The sequence below is a fragment of the Rhizobium sp. AN6A genome (genome assembly GCF_900215635.1).
Classification (GTDB): domain Bacteria; phylum Pseudomonadota; class Alphaproteobacteria; order Rhizobiales; family Rhizobiaceae; genus Agrobacterium; species Agrobacterium tumefaciens.
Map to the genome: position 1 here is coordinate 2,278,370 of NZ_OCNC01000004.1, position 16,504 is coordinate 2,294,873.

A 16,504-nucleotide genomic window follows, 5' to 3' on the forward strand; every position below is an offset into this window, starting at 1 on the left:
CCCCATTGCGGTTCGCGCTGAGGGTGCTGTCTTCTCGCCGAAAAAACAAGGAGGATGGCAATGAAAAAAGGCGGAGCCGAAGCTCCGCCTTTCGAAGTTTTGAACGAACGGTTCCGAGAAGCGATTAGCGCTTGGAGAACTGGAACGAACGGCGGGCCTTGGCCTTACCGTACTTCTTACGCTCGACAACGCGGCTGTCGCGGGTCAGGAAGCCACCCTTCTTCAGAACGGCGCGCAGGCCCGGTTCGAAGTAGGTGAGGGCCTTGGACAGACCGTGACGAACGGCACCGGCCTGACCGGACAGACCACCACCGGCAACGGTAGCGATGATGTCGAACTGGCCCGTGCGTGCAACGGCAACGATCGGCTGCTGAAGGATCATCTGCAGAACCGGACGTGCGAAATACGTGGTGAAATCGCGGCCGTTGATGATGATCTTGCCAGAACCCGGCTTTACCCATACGCGGGCAACGGCGTTCTTGCGCTTGCCGGTCGCGTAGGAGCGGCCGAGAGTGTCAACCTTGCGGACGTGCACGGGAGCAGAAGCTTCCGATGCAGGGGCGAGGTCTTTCAGAGAGGAAAGATCGGCCATTATCAGGCGCTCCTTACGTTCTTCTTGTTGAGCACGGCTACGTCGAGAACGACGGGCTGCTGTGCTTCGTGCGGGTGGTTCGAGCCAGCGTAAACGCGCAGGTTCTTCATCTGACGACGGCCGAGCGGGCCGCGCGGGATCATGCGCTCGACGGCCTTTTCAACGACGCGCTCCGGGAAGCGACCTTCGATGATCTGGCGAGCCGTACGCTCCTTGATGCCACCCGGGTGACCGGTGTGCCAGTAGTACTTCTTGTCGGAGTACTTGTTGCCGGTGAAGGCAATCTTTTCCGCGTTGATGACGATGACGTTGTCGCCATCATCGACGTGGGGGGTGTAGGTGGCCTTATGCTTGCCGCGCAGGCGGGTTGCAATGATGGTGGCGAGGCGACCAACAACGAGGCCTTCGGCGTCGATGATGACCCACTTCTTCTCCACCTCAGCAGGCTTCTGAACGAAAGTAGACATGGATTTCACTTTCTAACGTGGACCCGTCATCCTCTTTTAAAGTAAGAGCATACGGGCGTTTCTTGTTGCTTGGTTTGGTCACCCGAAGGCGACCGCAAATGACCATATTCCCTTTGGAATCCGATCTGGCGCGCTTATACGGTGTGCTGGATGAAGCGTCAATATGACGGATTTTGCTGACTGTAAAAATAAATCAATAAAAACAATTAGTTATTTGTGTGGTATTATTTTACCCCATAGATTTGCCTGTTTCATCCCAGTCGCATGACCAGAACACCCGCTGCGATGATGCCGCCAGCGAGATAACGCCAGATGCTGGCGCGTTCTTTGAGGATGACGACGGAGATCACCAGCGCAAACAGAATTGAGGTTTCGCGCAGCGCCGCGACGACGGCGACGGGGGCCTTGGTCATGGCGTAGAGCGCCAGCCCGTAGGAGAGGATGGAGCCGCCGCCGCCGATCAGGCCGCGCCACCAGTTTCGCCGCACATGCTGCGTAACCGCGCTTACCCCGCGCTGGTAAAAGGCGAAACCGAAGAGGAGTACGGGCGGCAGAAGCGACATCCACAGCGTATAGGAAATCGCATTGCCGGAAAGCCTTGCGCCGACACCATCAACGAAGGTGTAGGATGCAATCACGAAGGCGTTGATGAGCGCGACAATGATCGCCTTTCCGCCGCCGCGCCGCGCCTCGAAGGCAAGCGTCAGGATGCCGCCGGAAATGATGGCAATCCCGGCAAGCGCAAGCGGGCTTAAAATCTCGCTGAGGAAAAGGCTGCTCGTCGCTGCGACGATCAGCGGCGCCACGCCACGCATGACGGGATAGACGAGGCCGATATCGCCGATCGTATAGGCGGCGGCGACTAGGCGGAAATAGGCAAATTGCAGAACGGCCGAGGCGATGAGAAAGGGAATGGCCACCGGCGCAGGAAACGGCAGGAAGGGCAGGAAGGGTAAAGAACAAGCTGCGGCGCCCGCCGCGATCAGCGAGGCGTCCAGCGACTTGTCGGATCCGGATTTTACCAGCGCATTCCATCCGGCATGCAATATCGCGCCCAGAAGCACCAGAATTAGAATGTCAAATGTCACGATAGAGACTCGCTCATGGGCTATTCTAGGCAACCTACAGCATCGGCTTGAAAACCGGAATCCATTTTCCGTGGTGGCTGTGGGAGACGCAAATCCTCCTGTCGTAAGCGGTTGCTTCTTTGCGGATTATGACGCGTGTCAAGTTTCGGGTTTGTGCGTGTTGCGGGATGGAGTGGGCAACTGTGCGAGAGGCGATATTCGGCCGTGCTCACTATTTCATCAGCAGGACAGACGCGCCGATGCCGGATGCACAGCTTATGGTTTTGCTGTGGAACGTGTTTTTTGCAAAAATGCGACCGATTGCGGCGATTATTCCTGCTCGAAATTGCCCATATCCAGAAGATGAAACTGTATAAATCAAGCGAGCACATGCAGGCTCAAAATGAAAAGAAGTTTCAATTCATTACTGAATGGCCGGCTACAACGTTACAGTTTTACCCATAACTTGATTTACAGAATAACTTTCTGAAAATTAGATACGCCTAATGCATCGGTGAACGGAATGAAAACAAACAGGAGACGAAGGGCGCATAAGATGCACGCAAATGTTGTTTCAGCAAACGTTCATCGAAATGTATGCTTTTGAAAAACTGGATAAAAATACTCAGCACAACGCCGCTTAAGGTATTTTTGTGAAATCATTTTGCGCGAACCTGGGTGTACTTTCGTGACACCACGAGCCCGCCTTGTTCAATATTTTCATTCGGGTAGGGGTTCAAGAGAACGATGAGGGTTCCTAGATTTAGGAAAGCGGCCGCAAAAAAGCGGTGCGAAAAGCTCGTCCGCGGATTTATGCGGGAGAGGCAATTCTCGCTGGGCCATTGAGCGTCGAGCCGGCGCATGAGGTCCTTGAACCGCGCGATATGGTATAGGGAAAAGTTGACATGCAGCATGATACCTACGAACCGGATTACCTCAGAAAAATTCTGACGGATGTCACGACCATCGCCCTGCTTGGCGCCTCTCCCAATCCGGATCGGCCGAGCCACGGCGTCATGCGCTTTCTGCTGTCCAAGGGTTACCGCGTGTTTCCGGTCAATCCCGGTCAGGCGGGCAAGGAGATCTTGGGGCAGAAGGTTTATGCGCGGCTTGCCGACATTCCCGAACCCGTTGATATGGTCGATGTGTTCCGGGCGCCGGAATATTTGTCGGCAATTGTCGAAGAGGCGATATTGCTGCCGCAGCGGCCATCGGTGATCTGGGGCCAGCTTTCGGTCAGAGACGACAATGCGGCGGCCAAGGCCGAGGCCTACGGCATGAACGTGGTGATGGACCGTTGCCCCGCAATTGAGTATCCGCGTCTCAATATTGTGCGATAGTTGGTACGGATTGGACTTATCATTTGGCGGCAAGGCATTATGATCCCTCCAAAATATCATTGGAGGAAACATCATGCCGAGCAGCAATCCCGGGTTCTCAACGTTGGCCGTGCACGCGGGCGCACAGCCCGATCCGACCACCGGTGCGCGCGCGACGCCGATCTACCAGACAACGGCCTATGCCTTCCGTGACTCCGATCACGCCGCCGCGTTGTTCGGATTAAAAGAGTTCGGCAATATCTACACGCGCATCATGAACCCCACCCAGGCGGTTCTGGAGGAGCGTGTCGCAGCGCTTGAAGGCGGCACGGCGGCACTTGCCGTCGCATCCGGTCACGCCGCGCAATTGCTGGTCTTCCACACATTACTGCAACACGGCGACAATTTCGTCGCGGCACGCCAGCTTTATGGCGGCTCCATCAACCAGTTCGGCCACGCCTTCAAGGGTTTCGACTGGCAGGTGCGCTGGGCCGATGCGGCTGATCCGGCAAGTTTCGAACGGCAGATCGACCACCGCACACGCGCCATCTTCATCGAAAGCCTCGCCAACCCGGGCGGCACATTCGTGGATATCGCCGCGATTGCCGATGTCGCCCATCGTCACGGCCTGCCGCTCATCGTCGACAACACCATGGCAAGCCCCTATCTGTTGCGGCCGCTGGAACATGGCGCGGATATCGTATTGCATTCGTTGACGAAATTCCTCGGCGGCCATGGTAATTCCATGGGTGGCATCATCGTCGATGGCGGCACTTTCGACTGGTCGGCCACGGATAAATATCCGTCGCTGTCGCAGCCCCGCCCGGAATATTCCGGCGTCGTGCTGCACCAGACCTTCGGCAATTTCGCCTTCGCGATTGCCTGCCGCGTTCTTGGCTTACGCGATCTCGGCCCTGCGATCTCACCCTTCAATGCCTTCCTCATCCTCACAGGCATAGAGACCCTGCCGCTGCGCGTTCAGCGCCACTCCGACAATGCGCTGGCCGTCGCCAAATGGCTGAAGGCGCACCCTAAGGTCGGCTGGGTGCATTATGCCGGGCTTGAGGATAGCGACAACTACGCAATCCAGCAGCATTATTCGCCAAAGGGCGCGGGTTCCGTCTTCACCTTCGGCATCAAGGGCGGTTATGCAGCCGGCAAGGCGCTGGTGGAAGGTCTGCAACTCTTCTCCCATCTCGCCAATATCGGCGATACCCGCTCTCTCGTCATCCACCCGGCTTCCACGACACATGCGCAGCTGACGCCGGAACAGCAGACGGCGGCGGGTGCCGGACCGGATGTCGTGCGACTCTCGATCGGCATCGAGGATGTCAAGGACATCATCGCCGATCTCGAACAATCGCTTGCGAAGCTCTGAGAGACCGGGGTCGTCATGACGAATTTTCTCGCATTCGAAGATACACGGACTGCTACGGCCGGTGATGTCGAGGCGGAGGTGGAGCACAGTGCACCCGCGCCGGAAAGGCTGATTTCCGGCGACCCCAAATTCACCACGTGGAATCTGGAGGAAGCGCCCGGTGGCATCTATGCCGGCATCTGGCAGTCGACGCCCGGCAAATGGCGGGTGGTCTATGACGAATGGGAATATTTCAACATTCTCGAGGGTCACTCGATCCTGACCGAGGATGGCGGATCCCCGCGCGACCTGAAACCGGGCGACAGGCTGGTGCTGCGGCCGGGCTTCAAGGGAACCTGGGAGGTCGTCGAAACGACCCGCAAGGATTATGTCATCCGGTTGTAGGGACCGGATGACTTTTATAGGTCCATCGCCGGGATAAAGGTTGTTCCCGGCGTGGCTGTCACCAGCTGAGATCGAGCCGTTCGAGGCCATGGAAGTGATAGACGTCCTTGACCCTCGGCGGCTCGGCAATCTTCAGGCCCGGCAGTCGCTTGAAAAGCAGCGGCAAGGCTAGGTTCAGCTCCAGCCTCGCCAGCGGCGCGCCAATGCAGAAATGGATGCCGGCGCCGAAGGAGACGTTGGCGCCTTCGTTCCGGTCCGGCCTGAATGCCAGGGGATCGGAAAACTTGGCCGGATCGAGATTGGCCGCCGCTAGAATGAGGCTGACCTTGTCGCCGCGTTTGAATTCCACGCCATCGATCTCGACCGGCTCCAGAACCCAGCGCTGGAAAATATGGACGGGCGCGCAGATACGCAGTGTTTCTTCCACCGTGCGTTCCGTTGCCGTCTCGTCGTGGAAAAGTATGTCAGGCGAAATGCCGCTTTCCAGAATGATGCGCACGGAATTGCCGATCTGGTGCACCGTCGCCTCGTGCCCGGCGTTCAACAGAACGATGGTGGTCGAGATCAGCTCGTCGTCGGTCAGATACTGACCCTTGTGCTCCGTATGGATCATGTGGCTCAGCAGATCGTCTTTCGGCTCCGCCCGGCGCTCCGCGATCACACTGCGCACATAGTCTGAAAACTCATGTGCGGCCTTGTCGGCCAGAAGCTCGTCCTCGGGCGTGCGCTTGAACATGTACATGCCGACATAGGCATGTGACCATTTCAGAAGCTGCGGCCCCATTTCCTCGGGAATGCCGATCATGCGCGCGATCATCGTGACGGGGATTATATCGGCATAGGAAGAGAGCAGTTCCGTCTCGCCGTTTCGTTCGAAGGCGTCGATCAGCCGGTTGGCGAGTTCCTCTATTTCCGGCTTCATCTTGTCGACATGCCGCGAAACGAAGGCGCGGTTGATAAGGGTGCGCAGCCGCGTGTGTTCCGGCGGCTCCAGTTCCAGAAGCGAATGCTGCTCGGCGGCGTCGAAATGCTTCACATGCTCGAGCGGCTCTGCCAGACCGATCTCCTCGCGGCTCGCGACATGCAGGATCTGCCGTCCAAACCGGCGGTCGCGCAGGAGGGCGCTGACATGGTCGTATTCGGTGAAAAACCACTGCTTCTGCTCTTCCCAATAGAAAGTGGGACATTGGGCATGCAGGGCAGCATAGACCGGGTTCGGATCGTTGTAGAAAGCCGGATTGCGTGCATCGAGTGAAACACGACGCGTGGCGGGATCGATTTTGAGAAAGGGAAATGTCGCTGTCATGTCCATGGTTTATTCCGCGCGCCGCACTTTGGGAAGGGCGTGAAAATGCCGTTCCATGTGTTTATCCGCATGTCACTGAGTGGTTACTTTGTCACCGGTTGGCGATGGCCGCTATCCGGTTCAGCGCCGCAACCTGCCGGTTGGCATTGTTGTCCATCGGGTTTTCGTTCCGGTCCGGAGAGGGGACGACGACATTGGCTGAATTGACGTGGATCACGGTCCGGTTGCGGCCGGCCTTCTTGGCCGCGTAAAGCGCACGGTCGGCCTCCGTCATCATCACGCTCAGGTCCGCGTCCTTGATCATGGCTTCGGATATGCCGACGCTGGTCGTGACCTCGATGTTTTCGCCACGTGCGCTGATCTTCGAAAGGCGCAGATTGCTGCGGATGGCTTCCGCAAGCGTCACGGTGCTGGAGGGGCTTTCCACTTCGGCGACGAGCGCGAATTCTTCGCCGCCCATCCTGACGAACAGGCCGCGCTCACCGATGACCCGCTGCGCCATATTGCAAAAATGCACGAGCACCGCGTCGCCCGACTGATGGCCGTATTTGTCGTTGATCTTCTTGAAATGGTCGATGTCGAACAGCACCAGCGCCACATAGCGGCTGGAGGCGGGTGACCTTTTTTTGATGTGTTCGAACTCTTCCATAAGACCGCGCCGGTTGAGGACGCCGGTCAGATGGTCGGTCATGGCCAGCCGGTGCAGGCGGATTTCGGTGTCTTCCATGATGATCTTGGCGCTGAGCATGACGATGACGGTGAAACCGAGAATGCCTGAAAAGGCGAGCGCCGCCGTCAGCGGAATGGCGTTGGGGGAGGCGACATTGATGGGAATGACGATGGATGCCACCAGAGCCCCGCAAAACGACTGCAGGATGAAGATGGCCGCCAGCACCTTGCGGCTGAGCGACGCGCGTGCCTTGCTGGCCAGAAGTACGCCGGCCAGCATGAAATAACCGGTGGCCGCACAGGCGTGATAGAGCAGGATGCGCGAGACCATGCTTTCACGCACGGGGGTAATGAACATGCCTGCCACCCATAAAAGTGCCGGAATGGCGATCCAGCCGGCGGGCTTGCGCTGTTCGAAAGACAGGAGACCGGCAAGCCAGAAGCTGAAAGCCGAAAGGGCAAGAGCGTTACCGACCTCGATTGACAGGAAGTTGGGAATATCGCCGCGCAGCGCCACCATCACCGTGCCGACGCTGGTGGCGGCGAAACCGGCGGCGAAATAGATATTGTGCCGGCGGGCAGGGCGGTGCAGCCACAGGGTTCCCAACAGGAGAGCGAGCGTGAGCGTTTCCGACGCCCAAAGCAGCATGCCCGTCTTTGCATCCAGCATTGCAAAATCCTATCTGCGCTATCATGCCGTAAAAGCGGGTTCGCGGCACGATGTGCGCAATGCCCGCCGAATTGGTGGAGATGCCATTTCGCCTCAAAAGAGGCTCCCGCCCCCTGACGGGAAACCGGAAATTCGCGGACGTAGTATCAGCCGCAAATACCTAACGAGTTCTTGCCAGTGAGAAGTTATATCTGGGCAACACACCGGTTTTTGCGTTTGCGGTTTGCTCCTGTTAAAAAAATAATGCGGGCGACGGAGAATGGTCCGGCTGGCATCGGCTTGTCCATAGCCGTTACCCCGCGGGTGGAAAACGCCCGCAAACGCTGTTGAGCCGTTAAGGATATGCGGCTTCGTGTCTTGAAGTACCGGGCAGGGACACTCTATGTAGGGAGAACGAAGGTTAGAAGTGATTCCGGAGCGGTTTTCCGCGAAGGGCAGAGTTTGACAAAGGACGGACATGAAAAATCCAGTTGATACCGCCATGGCTCTGGTGCCGATGGTCGTAGAGCAGACCAATCGCGGCGAACGCTCCTATGACATATTTTCCCGTCTTCTCAAGGAACGCATCATTTTCCTCACCGGACCGGTGGAAGACCAGATGGCCTCGCTCGTCTGCGCGCAGCTGCTTTTCCTCGAGGCTGAAAACCCGAAGAAGGAAATCGCGCTCTACATCAATTCGCCGGGTGGCGTCGTGACCGCCGGCATGGCCATCTACGATACGATGCAGTTCATCCGCCCTGCCGTTTCGACGCTTTGCGTCGGCCAGGCCGCATCCATGGGCTCGCTGCTTCTGGCCGCTGGCGAAAAGGGAATGCGTTTCGCAACTCCGAACGCCCGCATCATGGTGCATCAGCCCTCCGGCGGCTTCCAGGGTCAGGCTTCGGATATCGAGCGTCACGCCCGCGACATCATCAAAATGAAGCGTCGCCTTAATGAAGTCTACGTGAAGCACACCGGCCGTACGCTGGAAGAGGTTGAAAAAACCCTTGATCGCGACCACTTCATGGATGCCGACGAGGCCAAGGATTGGGGTGTGATCGACAAGATCCTCACCTCGCGCCAGGAAATGGAAGGCGCCGCCGCGAATTAAGGCGCGACGCTTTTTGACGGTTGTTTAACCCCGCAAAGTAATTTCGGGGCTTTCAACCGCAACAGAAAGCGATATTAGTATATATAAAGGCTGTGTTGAATTTTTATGACGTGGCCTTTGGTTTGATGGGGAATTCGTTGCAGCCGGTTGTCAGCTCATGTATCTGATACCGGTTAGTACCCCGGGAAACGAGGCGGATACGGCGATGCACCCAAGGGCGGCCGTATCGGCGGGCGGTAAGTTGACCGCGATCCGTTTGGCGGACCTGCGGCGTGCTGGAAGGAAAGTGATATGAGCAAAGTCAGCGGCAGCAACGGCGGCGACTCTAAGAATACACTCTATTGTTCATTCTGCGGCAAGAGCCAGCACGAAGTCCGGAAACTCATTGCCGGACCGACGGTATTCATCTGCGATGAATGCGTCGAATTGTGCATGGACATCATCCGCGAGGAGAACAAGACGTCGATGGTGAAGTCGCGCGAGGGTGTTCCCACCCCGCAGGACATCATCAAGATCCTCGACGAATACGTCATCGGCCAGAAGCAGGCGAAAAAGATCCTGTCGGTGGCCGTTCACAACCATTACAAGCGCCTCGCGCACGCCTCCAAGAATGGCGATGTCGAGCTTGCGAAGTCGAACATCATGCTCGTCGGTCCGACGGGTTGCGGCAAGACCTATCTTGCCCAGACGCTCGCCCGCATCATCGACGTTCCTTTCACAATGGCGGACGCAACGACGCTGACCGAAGCCGGTTATGTCGGCGAGGACGTGGAAAACATCATCCTGAAGCTGTTGCAGGCTGCGGATTACAATGTCGAGCGCGCCCAGCGCGGCATCGTCTATATCGACGAAGTCGACAAGATTTCCCGCAAGTCGGACAACCCGTCCATCACGCGTGACGTGTCGGGCGAGGGCGTTCAGCAGGCGCTTCTGAAGATCATGGAAGGCACGGTCGCTTCCGTTCCGCCGCAGGGCGGCCGCAAGCATCCGCAGCAGGAATTCCTGCAGGTGGATACGACCAACATTCTCTTCATCTGCGGCGGCGCGTTTGCCGGCCTGGACAAGATCATCTCGGCCAGAGGCGAAAAGACCTCGATCGGCTTCGGTGCGACCGTCAAGGCGGAAGATGATCGCCGCGTTGGCGAGGTGCTGCGCGAACTGGAGCCGGAAGATCTGGTGAAATTCGGTCTCATTCCGGAATTCATCGGCCGTCTGCCGGTTCTGGCGACGCTGGAGGACCTTGATGAGGATGCGCTGATCCAGATCCTGTCTGAGCCGAAGAACGCGCTGGTCAAGCAGTACCAGCGTCTGTTCGAGATGGAAGATGTGGAACTGACCTTCCACGAGGACGCGTTGCGCGAGATTGCCCGCCGGGCGATTACCCGCAAGACGGGTGCCCGCGGTCTGCGCTCGATCATGGAAAAGATCCTTCTGGATACCATGTTCGAACTGCCGACGCTGGAAGGCGTGCGCGAAGTGGTGATCTCCAACGATGTCGTCAGCGGCATCGCTCGCCCGCTCTACATCTATGCGGATCGTCAGGAAGAAAAGGCCAATGTTTCGGCTTGATTGACCGATCCGACGCTTTGATGAATTCAAAAGGCCCGCACTCGTGCGGGCCTTTTCTGTTGTGGCAGGTGCGAAACTTGCCGCTAACTTGGAGTAACCCGATTTTGCGTTTGGAGCGGATTGCGCTTTGCTGATAAAGTCTTAAAACTGATTTGCAGCGCGATATGACGGAAATGTGAATTACCGTCGGCGACCCGGTTCCTGATCCTGTGGGATAACCGGAAATGTCGGGAGTAATAGCCGGCGCTGTATTTGTTTGAATTTTACGGCCGTGCCGTTGCGCGGGGTCGTCTCTTCCGGTGACTTGAAATCGGCGTTTCGAAACTCCACTTTCAGTCTCGAGAAATGAATATGCCGGACGCCCCAAGACGTCAGGCAAAGTGTCCTGAAAGGGACCATGAAAGGAAATGATATGACGAACATCACGTCTGCGGCATCCGGCGGTATCTATCCGGTACTTCCCCTGCGCGACATTGTCGTTTTCCCGCATATGATCGTTCCCCTGTTCGTCGGGCGGGAAAAATCCATTCGCGCTCTCGAAGAGGTCATGGGCTCGGACAAGCAGATCATGCTTGTTACCCAGATCAACGCCAGCGATGACGATCCGTCCCCGGAAGCCATCCACAAGGTCGGCACGGTTGCCAACGTTCTCCAGCTGCTGAAGCTGCCCGACGGCACCGTGAAGGTGCTTGTGGAAGGCAAGGGCCGCGCCCAGATCGAGGCCTATACTGACCGCGAGGATTTCTACGAAGCGTCTGCGACGCCGCTGCAGGAGCCTGCGGAAGACCCGGTTGAGATCGAGGCGCTGTCGCGTTCCGTCGTTTCGGAATTCGAAAGCTATGTGAAGCTCAACAAGAAGATTTCGCCCGAGGTTGTCGGCGCTGCCGGCCAGATCGACGATTATTCGAAGCTGGCCGATACGGTTGCTTCGCACCTGTCGATCAAGATCACCGAAAAGCAGGAAATGCTGGAAACCGTCAGCGTGAAGCAGCGGCTTGAAAAAGCGCTCGGCTTCATGGAAGGCGAAATTTCCGTACTTCAGGTCGAGAAGCGTATCCGCTCGCGCGTCAAGCGCCAGATGGAGAAGACGCAGCGCGAATATTATCTGAACGAACAGATGAAGGCGATCCAGAAGGAGCTCGGCGACGGCGAGGACGGCCGTGACGAGATGGCCGAACTGGAAGAGCGCATTGCCAAGACCAAGCTTTCCAAGGAGGCCAAGGACAAGGCCGAGGCGGAAATGAAGAAGCTTCGCCAGATGAGCCCGATGTCTGCGGAAGCGACTGTCGTGCGCAACTATCTGGACTGGCTGCTCAGCCTGCCCTGGGGCAAGAAGTCGAAGGTCAAGGTTGATCTCAACAGCGCCGAGGCGGTCCTCGATCAGGATCATTTCGGTCTGGACAAGGTCAAGGAACGCATCGTTGAATATCTGGCCGTGCAGGCGCGCGCTTCGAAGATCCGTGGCCCGATCCTGTGCCTCGTCGGTCCTCCCGGCGTCGGCAAGACCTCGCTTGCCAAGTCGATCGCCAAGGCGACCGGCCGCGAATATGTGCGTATGGCGCTGGGTGGTGTGCGTGACGAGGCGGAAATCCGCGGTCACCGCCGTACCTATATCGGCTCCATGCCGGGCAAGATCGTTCAGTCGATGAAGAAGGCCAAGAAGTCCAATCCGCTCTTCCTGCTCGATGAGATCGACAAGATGGGCATGGACTTCCGCGGCGACCCGTCGTCGGCTTTGCTGGAGGTGCTCGATCCGGAACAGAACTCCACCTTCATGGACCACTACCTCGAAGTGGAATACGACCTGTCCGACGTGATGTTCGTGACCACGGCCAACACGCTGAACATTCCAGGTCCCCTGATGGACCGTATGGAAGTGATCCGCATCGCCGGTTACACGGAGGACGAAAAGCGTGAAATCGCCAAGCGTCACCTGCTGCCGAAGGCGATCAAGGAACATGCCCTGCGTCCGGAAGAGTTCTCGGTCAGCGATGACGCTCTGATGATCGTGATCCAGCAGTACACCCGCGAGGCGGGCGTGCGCAGCTTCGAGCGCGAGTTGATGAAGCTTGCGCGAAAGGCCGTGACTGAGATCATCAAGGGCAAGGTCAAGTCCGTGGAAGTCACCGCAGCCAATGTCCCGGATTATCTGGGCGTTCCGCGGTTCCGCCACGGCGAGGCCGAGCGTGAGGATCAGGTTGGTGTTGTCACCGGTCTGGCATGGACGGAAGTCGGCGGTGAGTTGCTCACCATCGAAGGCGTGATGATGCCGGGCAAGGGCCGCATGACGGTCACCGGCAACCTCAAGGAAGTGATGAAGGAATCCATTTCGGCAGCGGCATCCTATGTCCGCTCGCGCGCCGTGGACTTCGGCATCGAACCGCCGCGTTTCGACAAGAGCGACATCCACGTTCACGTTCCGGAAGGGGCTACCCCGAAGGACGGACCGTCTGCCGGTGTTGCCATGGCAACCGCCATCGTCTCCATCATGACCGGTATCCCGGTCTCCAAGGATGTGGCGATGACGGGCGAGATCACGCTTCGTGGTCGCGTGCTGCCGATCGGCGGCCTGAAGGAAAAGCTGCTTGCGGCGCTTCGCGGTGGCATCAAGAAGGTGCTCATCCCGGAAGAAAACGCCAAGGACCTGGCGGATATTCCTGATAATGTGAAGAACGAGATGGAGATCATCCCGGTTTCGCGCATGGGTGAGGTCATCAAGCACGCGCTGCTTCGCATGCCCGAGCCAATCGAGTGGGACGGCAGCATCGAAACGCCTGTTATCGCAACTGTCGACGGTGTCGACGAGGGCGGACAGACGATCGCACATTGATTGCCACGTCGTTGTGAAAGCCAGAATCGGTTTTCGCGACACCTGTGCATAGATTCAATGTGTTAGATGCCGAAAGGCGCGATGCTTCTTTGATGCTCGCAGAACTGGTGCGAAATTGGCACGTTTAAGGGAAAGGCCGGCAGAAATGTCGGCCTTTTTTGTGAAAAACCCCGCAGACCCCTTGTTTTTCAGGCGATTCCAGCGCTTTTGAGTTGCTGCGCGCGGATACAGACGTATTCTGCGCCGGCTTAATTTGAGTCGTTTCAAACCATTGAAAGGGGTGGAAACATGAACAAGAACGAGCTCGTCTCTGCTGTTGCCGAAAAGGCTGGTCTCACGAAGGCAGATGCTGCTTCCGCTGTTGATGCCGTATTCGAAACCGTACAGAACGAACTGAAGAGCGGTGGCGACATCCGTCTCGCTGGCTTCGGCAGCTTCTCCGTAAGCCGTCGTGAAGCCTCCAAGGGTCGTAACCCTTCCACGGGTGCTGAAGTCGATATCCCGGCTCGCAACGTACCGAAGTTTTCCGCAGGCAAGGGCCTGAAGGACGCCGTCAACTCGTAAGGTTTCCGAAAGGCCGTGACGTCCGGCGGCGGGCGGGCGGCTTTTCAGGTTCACGAGGAAACATGTTTTGACGCCCTGACGCCATCATGCCGGCACGAAAACCGGACGGCTTTTCGAAATGCTTTTTCGGATAGCCCATTTTTTCGAACCGGCAAGATGTACTTGAAAGTAGGAGAGCGCGCCTGTGTAGCCTCCATCCGGTCACACAGCGCTCCGATACGCGGAATGTGCGCACGAACAGGAAAGCCCGGCCTTCATGGTCGGGCTTTTTGATTCCTCCGGCAGGAAATGTCATGCCGCTGTCATGTCTCTGACGCAGAAGCCATAGGGTGTTTTTTTGGATCCAAGGGGGATTTATAATGGCGTTCCGACTTTCTCAGATGGCTTTGACTGCTGCTCTGCTCACGTCCGCGGCCTTTCCGGCTGCTGCCGAGCCGGTTTTCAACCGCATCGCATCTTTCCCGGTCGTAAAGAACCTGCCGGCGGACAAGGACGCGAAGGCCGTCACTTCAGCTGAAATCGTAACCGCCAGCGAAGACGGTAAGACGCTGATCTATTCGGACAGCCCGCTTGGCGGCATTGGTTTCGTTGACATCACCGACGCGAAGGCACCCAAGGCTGGCGGCGCGTTGCTGCTGGAGGGCGAACCGACCTCGGTTGCCGTTGCTGGCGCCAAGGTTCTGGCCGGTGTCAACACGTCCGAAAACCGCGCCAAGCCGTCCGGCAAGCTGGTGACGGTCGATATCGCCACCAAGAAGATTGAAGCGAGCTGCGATCTCGGCGGCCAGCCAGATTCTGTCGCAATTTCCCCAGACAAGACCTTCGCCGCCATCGCGATCGAAAACGAACGCGATGAAGAGGTGAACGAAGGCGCTCTGCCACAGATGCCCGCCGGTTATCTGGTGACGGTCGGTCTGAAGAACGGTGTTGCTGACTGCGCGACGCTGAAGAAGATCGACGTGACCGGCCTTGCCGAAATCTCCCCGGAAGATCCGGAGCCGGAATTCGTCTCGATCAATGCCAATGGCGAGATCGCGCTCACGCTGCAGGAAAACAACCACATCGTCATCATCGACGGCAAGACCGGTACGGTAAAGACGCATTTCTCCGCCGGCACGGTTGATCTGGAAGGCGTCGACACGAAGACGGACGGCCAGATCAAGTTCACCGACAAGCAGGAAGGCCGCAAGCGTGAGCCAGATGCCGTGAAGTGGCTGGACAATGACCGCATCGTCATCGCCAATGAGGGTGACTGGCAGGGCGGCGCGCGCGGCTTCACCATTTTCGACAAGACCGGCAAGCTTCTTTATGAAGCCGGTGCCACCCTTGAGCACGCTGCCGCCAGCATCGGCCACTATCCGGAAAAGCGCTCCAAGGCCAAGGGCATCGAGCCGGAAGGTCTGGAAGCGGCAACCTTCGATGGCCAGAAGTACTTCTTCGTTCTTGCCGAGCGCGCGTCTCTCGCTGCGGTCTACAAGGATACGGGCGGCACGCCGGAACTGGTCCAGCTTCTGCCCTCGGGCATTTCGCCGGAAGGCGCCGTCGCCATTCCGTCGCGCAATCTTCTCGTCACTGCCAACGAAGCCGATCTCGTCGAAGATGGCGGCGCTCGCTCGCATGTCATGATCTATGAACGAGCAGAAGGCCAGATTGCCTACCCGCAGCTCGCTTCCGCCACCGTTGACGGCGCACCGATCGGCTGGGGCGCTCTCTCCGGTCTGGTGGGCGATGCTGAAAAGCCTGGCATCCTCTATGCCGTATCCGACTCGGTCTACAGCAACCAGCCGTCGATCTACACCATCGATGCAACGAAGAAGCCCGCCACCATCACCAGCGTCCTGCGCATCAAGCGCGACGGTATCGCAGCCCAGAAACTCGACATCGAAGGCATTACGCTTGACGGTAAGGGCGGCTTCTGGCTGGCCTCGGAAGGCGACAGTGCCAAGCTCGTGCCCCACGCGCTCTACAACGTCAGCGCCAAGGGCGAGATCAAGGCCGAGATCGCTTTGCCGAAGGAACTGCTGGCTGGCGAAACCCGCTTCGGTTTCGAAGGCGTGACCATGATCGGCAAGGGCGACGACGCGACGCTGTGGATGGCCGTACAGCGCGAATGGGGCACGGACGAGAAGGGTTTCGTCAAGCTCGTCTCCTACAATCCGAAGTCCAAGGAATGGGGCGCCGTGCGTTACCCGCTCGACAAGACCGAGGCAGGCTGGGTCGGCCTTTCTGAAATCACCGCACAGGGCGACTATGTCTATATCGTCGAGCGCGACAATCAGGTCGGTGACAGGGCCAAGATCAAGAAGCTCTACCGCGTCGCGATCGCTGACCTGAAGCCGGGCAAGATCGGTGGCGAACTGCCGCTGGTGGCCAAGCAGGAAGCACATGATTTCCTGCCGGACCTCAAGGCTCAGACGAATGGCTATACCGTTGACAAGCTGGAAGGCTTCACCTTCGACAAGGCAGGAACGGCCTATGCCGTCACTGACAATGACGGCGTCGACGGATCTTCCGGCGAAACGCTGTTCTTTACCGTTGATCTGAAGGCGATCAACTGATCGCTCCAAAGAATCGCAAATGAGAAAAGCCGGGCATAGCC

13 protein-coding genes are annotated in these 16,504 nt (G+C 57.9%); 8 read left to right on the forward strand and 5 right to left on the reverse strand.

Annotation, left to right across the window (positions count from 1 at the left end):
• Positions 1 to 124: 124 nt before the first annotated feature.
• From rpsI to CRO62_RS23825, 3 genes are all read right to left on the reverse strand, one after another.
• On the reverse strand, positions 125 to 592 hold the full coding sequence (gene rpsI, locus CRO62_RS23815) for a 30S ribosomal protein S9 (RefSeq protein ID WP_003512631.1): 468 nt from the start codon (positions 590 to 592) through the stop codon (positions 125 to 127).
• A 2-nt stretch (positions 593 to 594) separates the two neighbouring features.
• Positions 595 to 1,059: a 50S ribosomal protein L13 gene (gene rplM, locus CRO62_RS23820; RefSeq protein WP_038490710.1), complete on the reverse strand. Its 465-nt coding sequence runs from the start codon at positions 1,057 to 1,059 to the stop codon at positions 595 to 597.
• 251 nt (positions 1,060 to 1,310) lie between these two features.
• A complete protein-coding gene (locus CRO62_RS23825; protein ID WP_097102296.1) occupies positions 1,311 to 2,147 on the reverse strand; it encodes an EamA family transporter in 837 nt (278 codons plus the stop codon).
• A gap of 884 nt (positions 2,148 to 3,031) precedes the next feature.
• On the opposite strand from CRO62_RS23825, the gene CRO62_RS23830 reads away from it, so the two are divergent.
• From CRO62_RS23830 to CRO62_RS23840, 3 genes are all read left to right on the forward strand, one after another.
• A complete protein-coding gene (locus tag CRO62_RS23830; RefSeq protein ID WP_097102298.1) occupies positions 3,032 to 3,466 on the forward strand; it encodes a CoA-binding protein in 435 nt (144 codons plus the stop codon).
• Between the two features lie 73 nt (positions 3,467 to 3,539).
• Positions 3,540 to 4,823 carry an O-acetylhomoserine aminocarboxypropyltransferase gene (locus tag CRO62_RS23835; protein ID WP_097102300.1) on the forward strand — a complete coding sequence of 428 codons (1,284 nt, stop codon included), beginning with the start codon at positions 3,540 to 3,542 and terminating at the stop codon, positions 4,821 to 4,823.
• 15 nt (positions 4,824 to 4,838) lie between these two features.
• Positions 4,839 to 5,207 carry a cupin domain-containing protein gene (locus CRO62_RS23840; RefSeq protein ID WP_038490713.1) on the forward strand — a complete coding sequence of 123 codons (369 nt, stop codon included), beginning with the start codon at positions 4,839 to 4,841 and terminating at the stop codon, positions 5,205 to 5,207.
• Positions 5,208 to 5,265: 58 nt separating this feature from the next.
• Here the strand turns inward: CRO62_RS23840 and CRO62_RS23845 are convergent, their stop codons facing one another.
• Together CRO62_RS23845 and CRO62_RS23850 are read right to left on the reverse strand one after the other, a co-directional pair.
• Complete coding sequence (locus tag CRO62_RS23845) at positions 5,266 to 6,519, reverse strand: cytochrome P450 (protein ID WP_179784613.1); 1,254 nt, start codon at positions 6,517 to 6,519, stop codon at positions 5,266 to 5,268.
• Positions 6,520 to 6,604: 85 nt separating this feature from the next.
• Positions 6,605 to 7,852 (reverse strand): sensor domain-containing diguanylate cyclase, encoded by a 1,248-nt coding sequence (locus CRO62_RS23850; RefSeq protein ID WP_097102302.1) that lies wholly within the window; start codon positions 7,850 to 7,852, stop codon positions 6,605 to 6,607.
• 457 nt (positions 7,853 to 8,309) lie between these two features.
• Between CRO62_RS23850 and clpP the strand changes: the two genes are divergently transcribed.
• The 5 genes from clpP (at position 8,310) to CRO62_RS23880 (ending at position 16,463) form a co-directional block, all read left to right on the forward strand.
• On the forward strand, positions 8,310 to 8,942 hold the full coding sequence (gene clpP, locus CRO62_RS23855) for an ATP-dependent Clp endopeptidase proteolytic subunit ClpP (RefSeq protein WP_003496491.1): 633 nt from the start codon (positions 8,310 to 8,312) through the stop codon (positions 8,940 to 8,942).
• A 291-nt stretch (positions 8,943 to 9,233) separates the two neighbouring features.
• Complete coding sequence (clpX, locus tag CRO62_RS23860; protein ID WP_003512644.1) at positions 9,234 to 10,511, forward strand: ATP-dependent Clp protease ATP-binding subunit ClpX; 1,278 nt, start codon at positions 9,234 to 9,236, stop codon at positions 10,509 to 10,511.
• Between the two features lie 412 nt (positions 10,512 to 10,923).
• Entirely contained in the window at positions 10,924 to 13,341 is a 2,418-nt protein-coding gene (gene lon / locus CRO62_RS23870; RefSeq protein WP_003512645.1) for an endopeptidase La, read from the forward strand.
• Positions 13,342 to 13,629: 288 nt separating this feature from the next.
• Entirely contained in the window at positions 13,630 to 13,905 is a 276-nt protein-coding gene (hupB, locus tag CRO62_RS23875) for a DNA-binding protein HupB (protein ID WP_003496481.1), read from the forward strand.
• Positions 13,906 to 14,264: 359 nt separating this feature from the next.
• Complete coding sequence (locus tag CRO62_RS23880; protein ID WP_097102304.1) at positions 14,265 to 16,463, forward strand: esterase-like activity of phytase family protein; 2,199 nt, start codon at positions 14,265 to 14,267, stop codon at positions 16,461 to 16,463.
• The last annotated feature ends 41 nt before the right edge of the window (positions 16,464 to 16,504 follow it).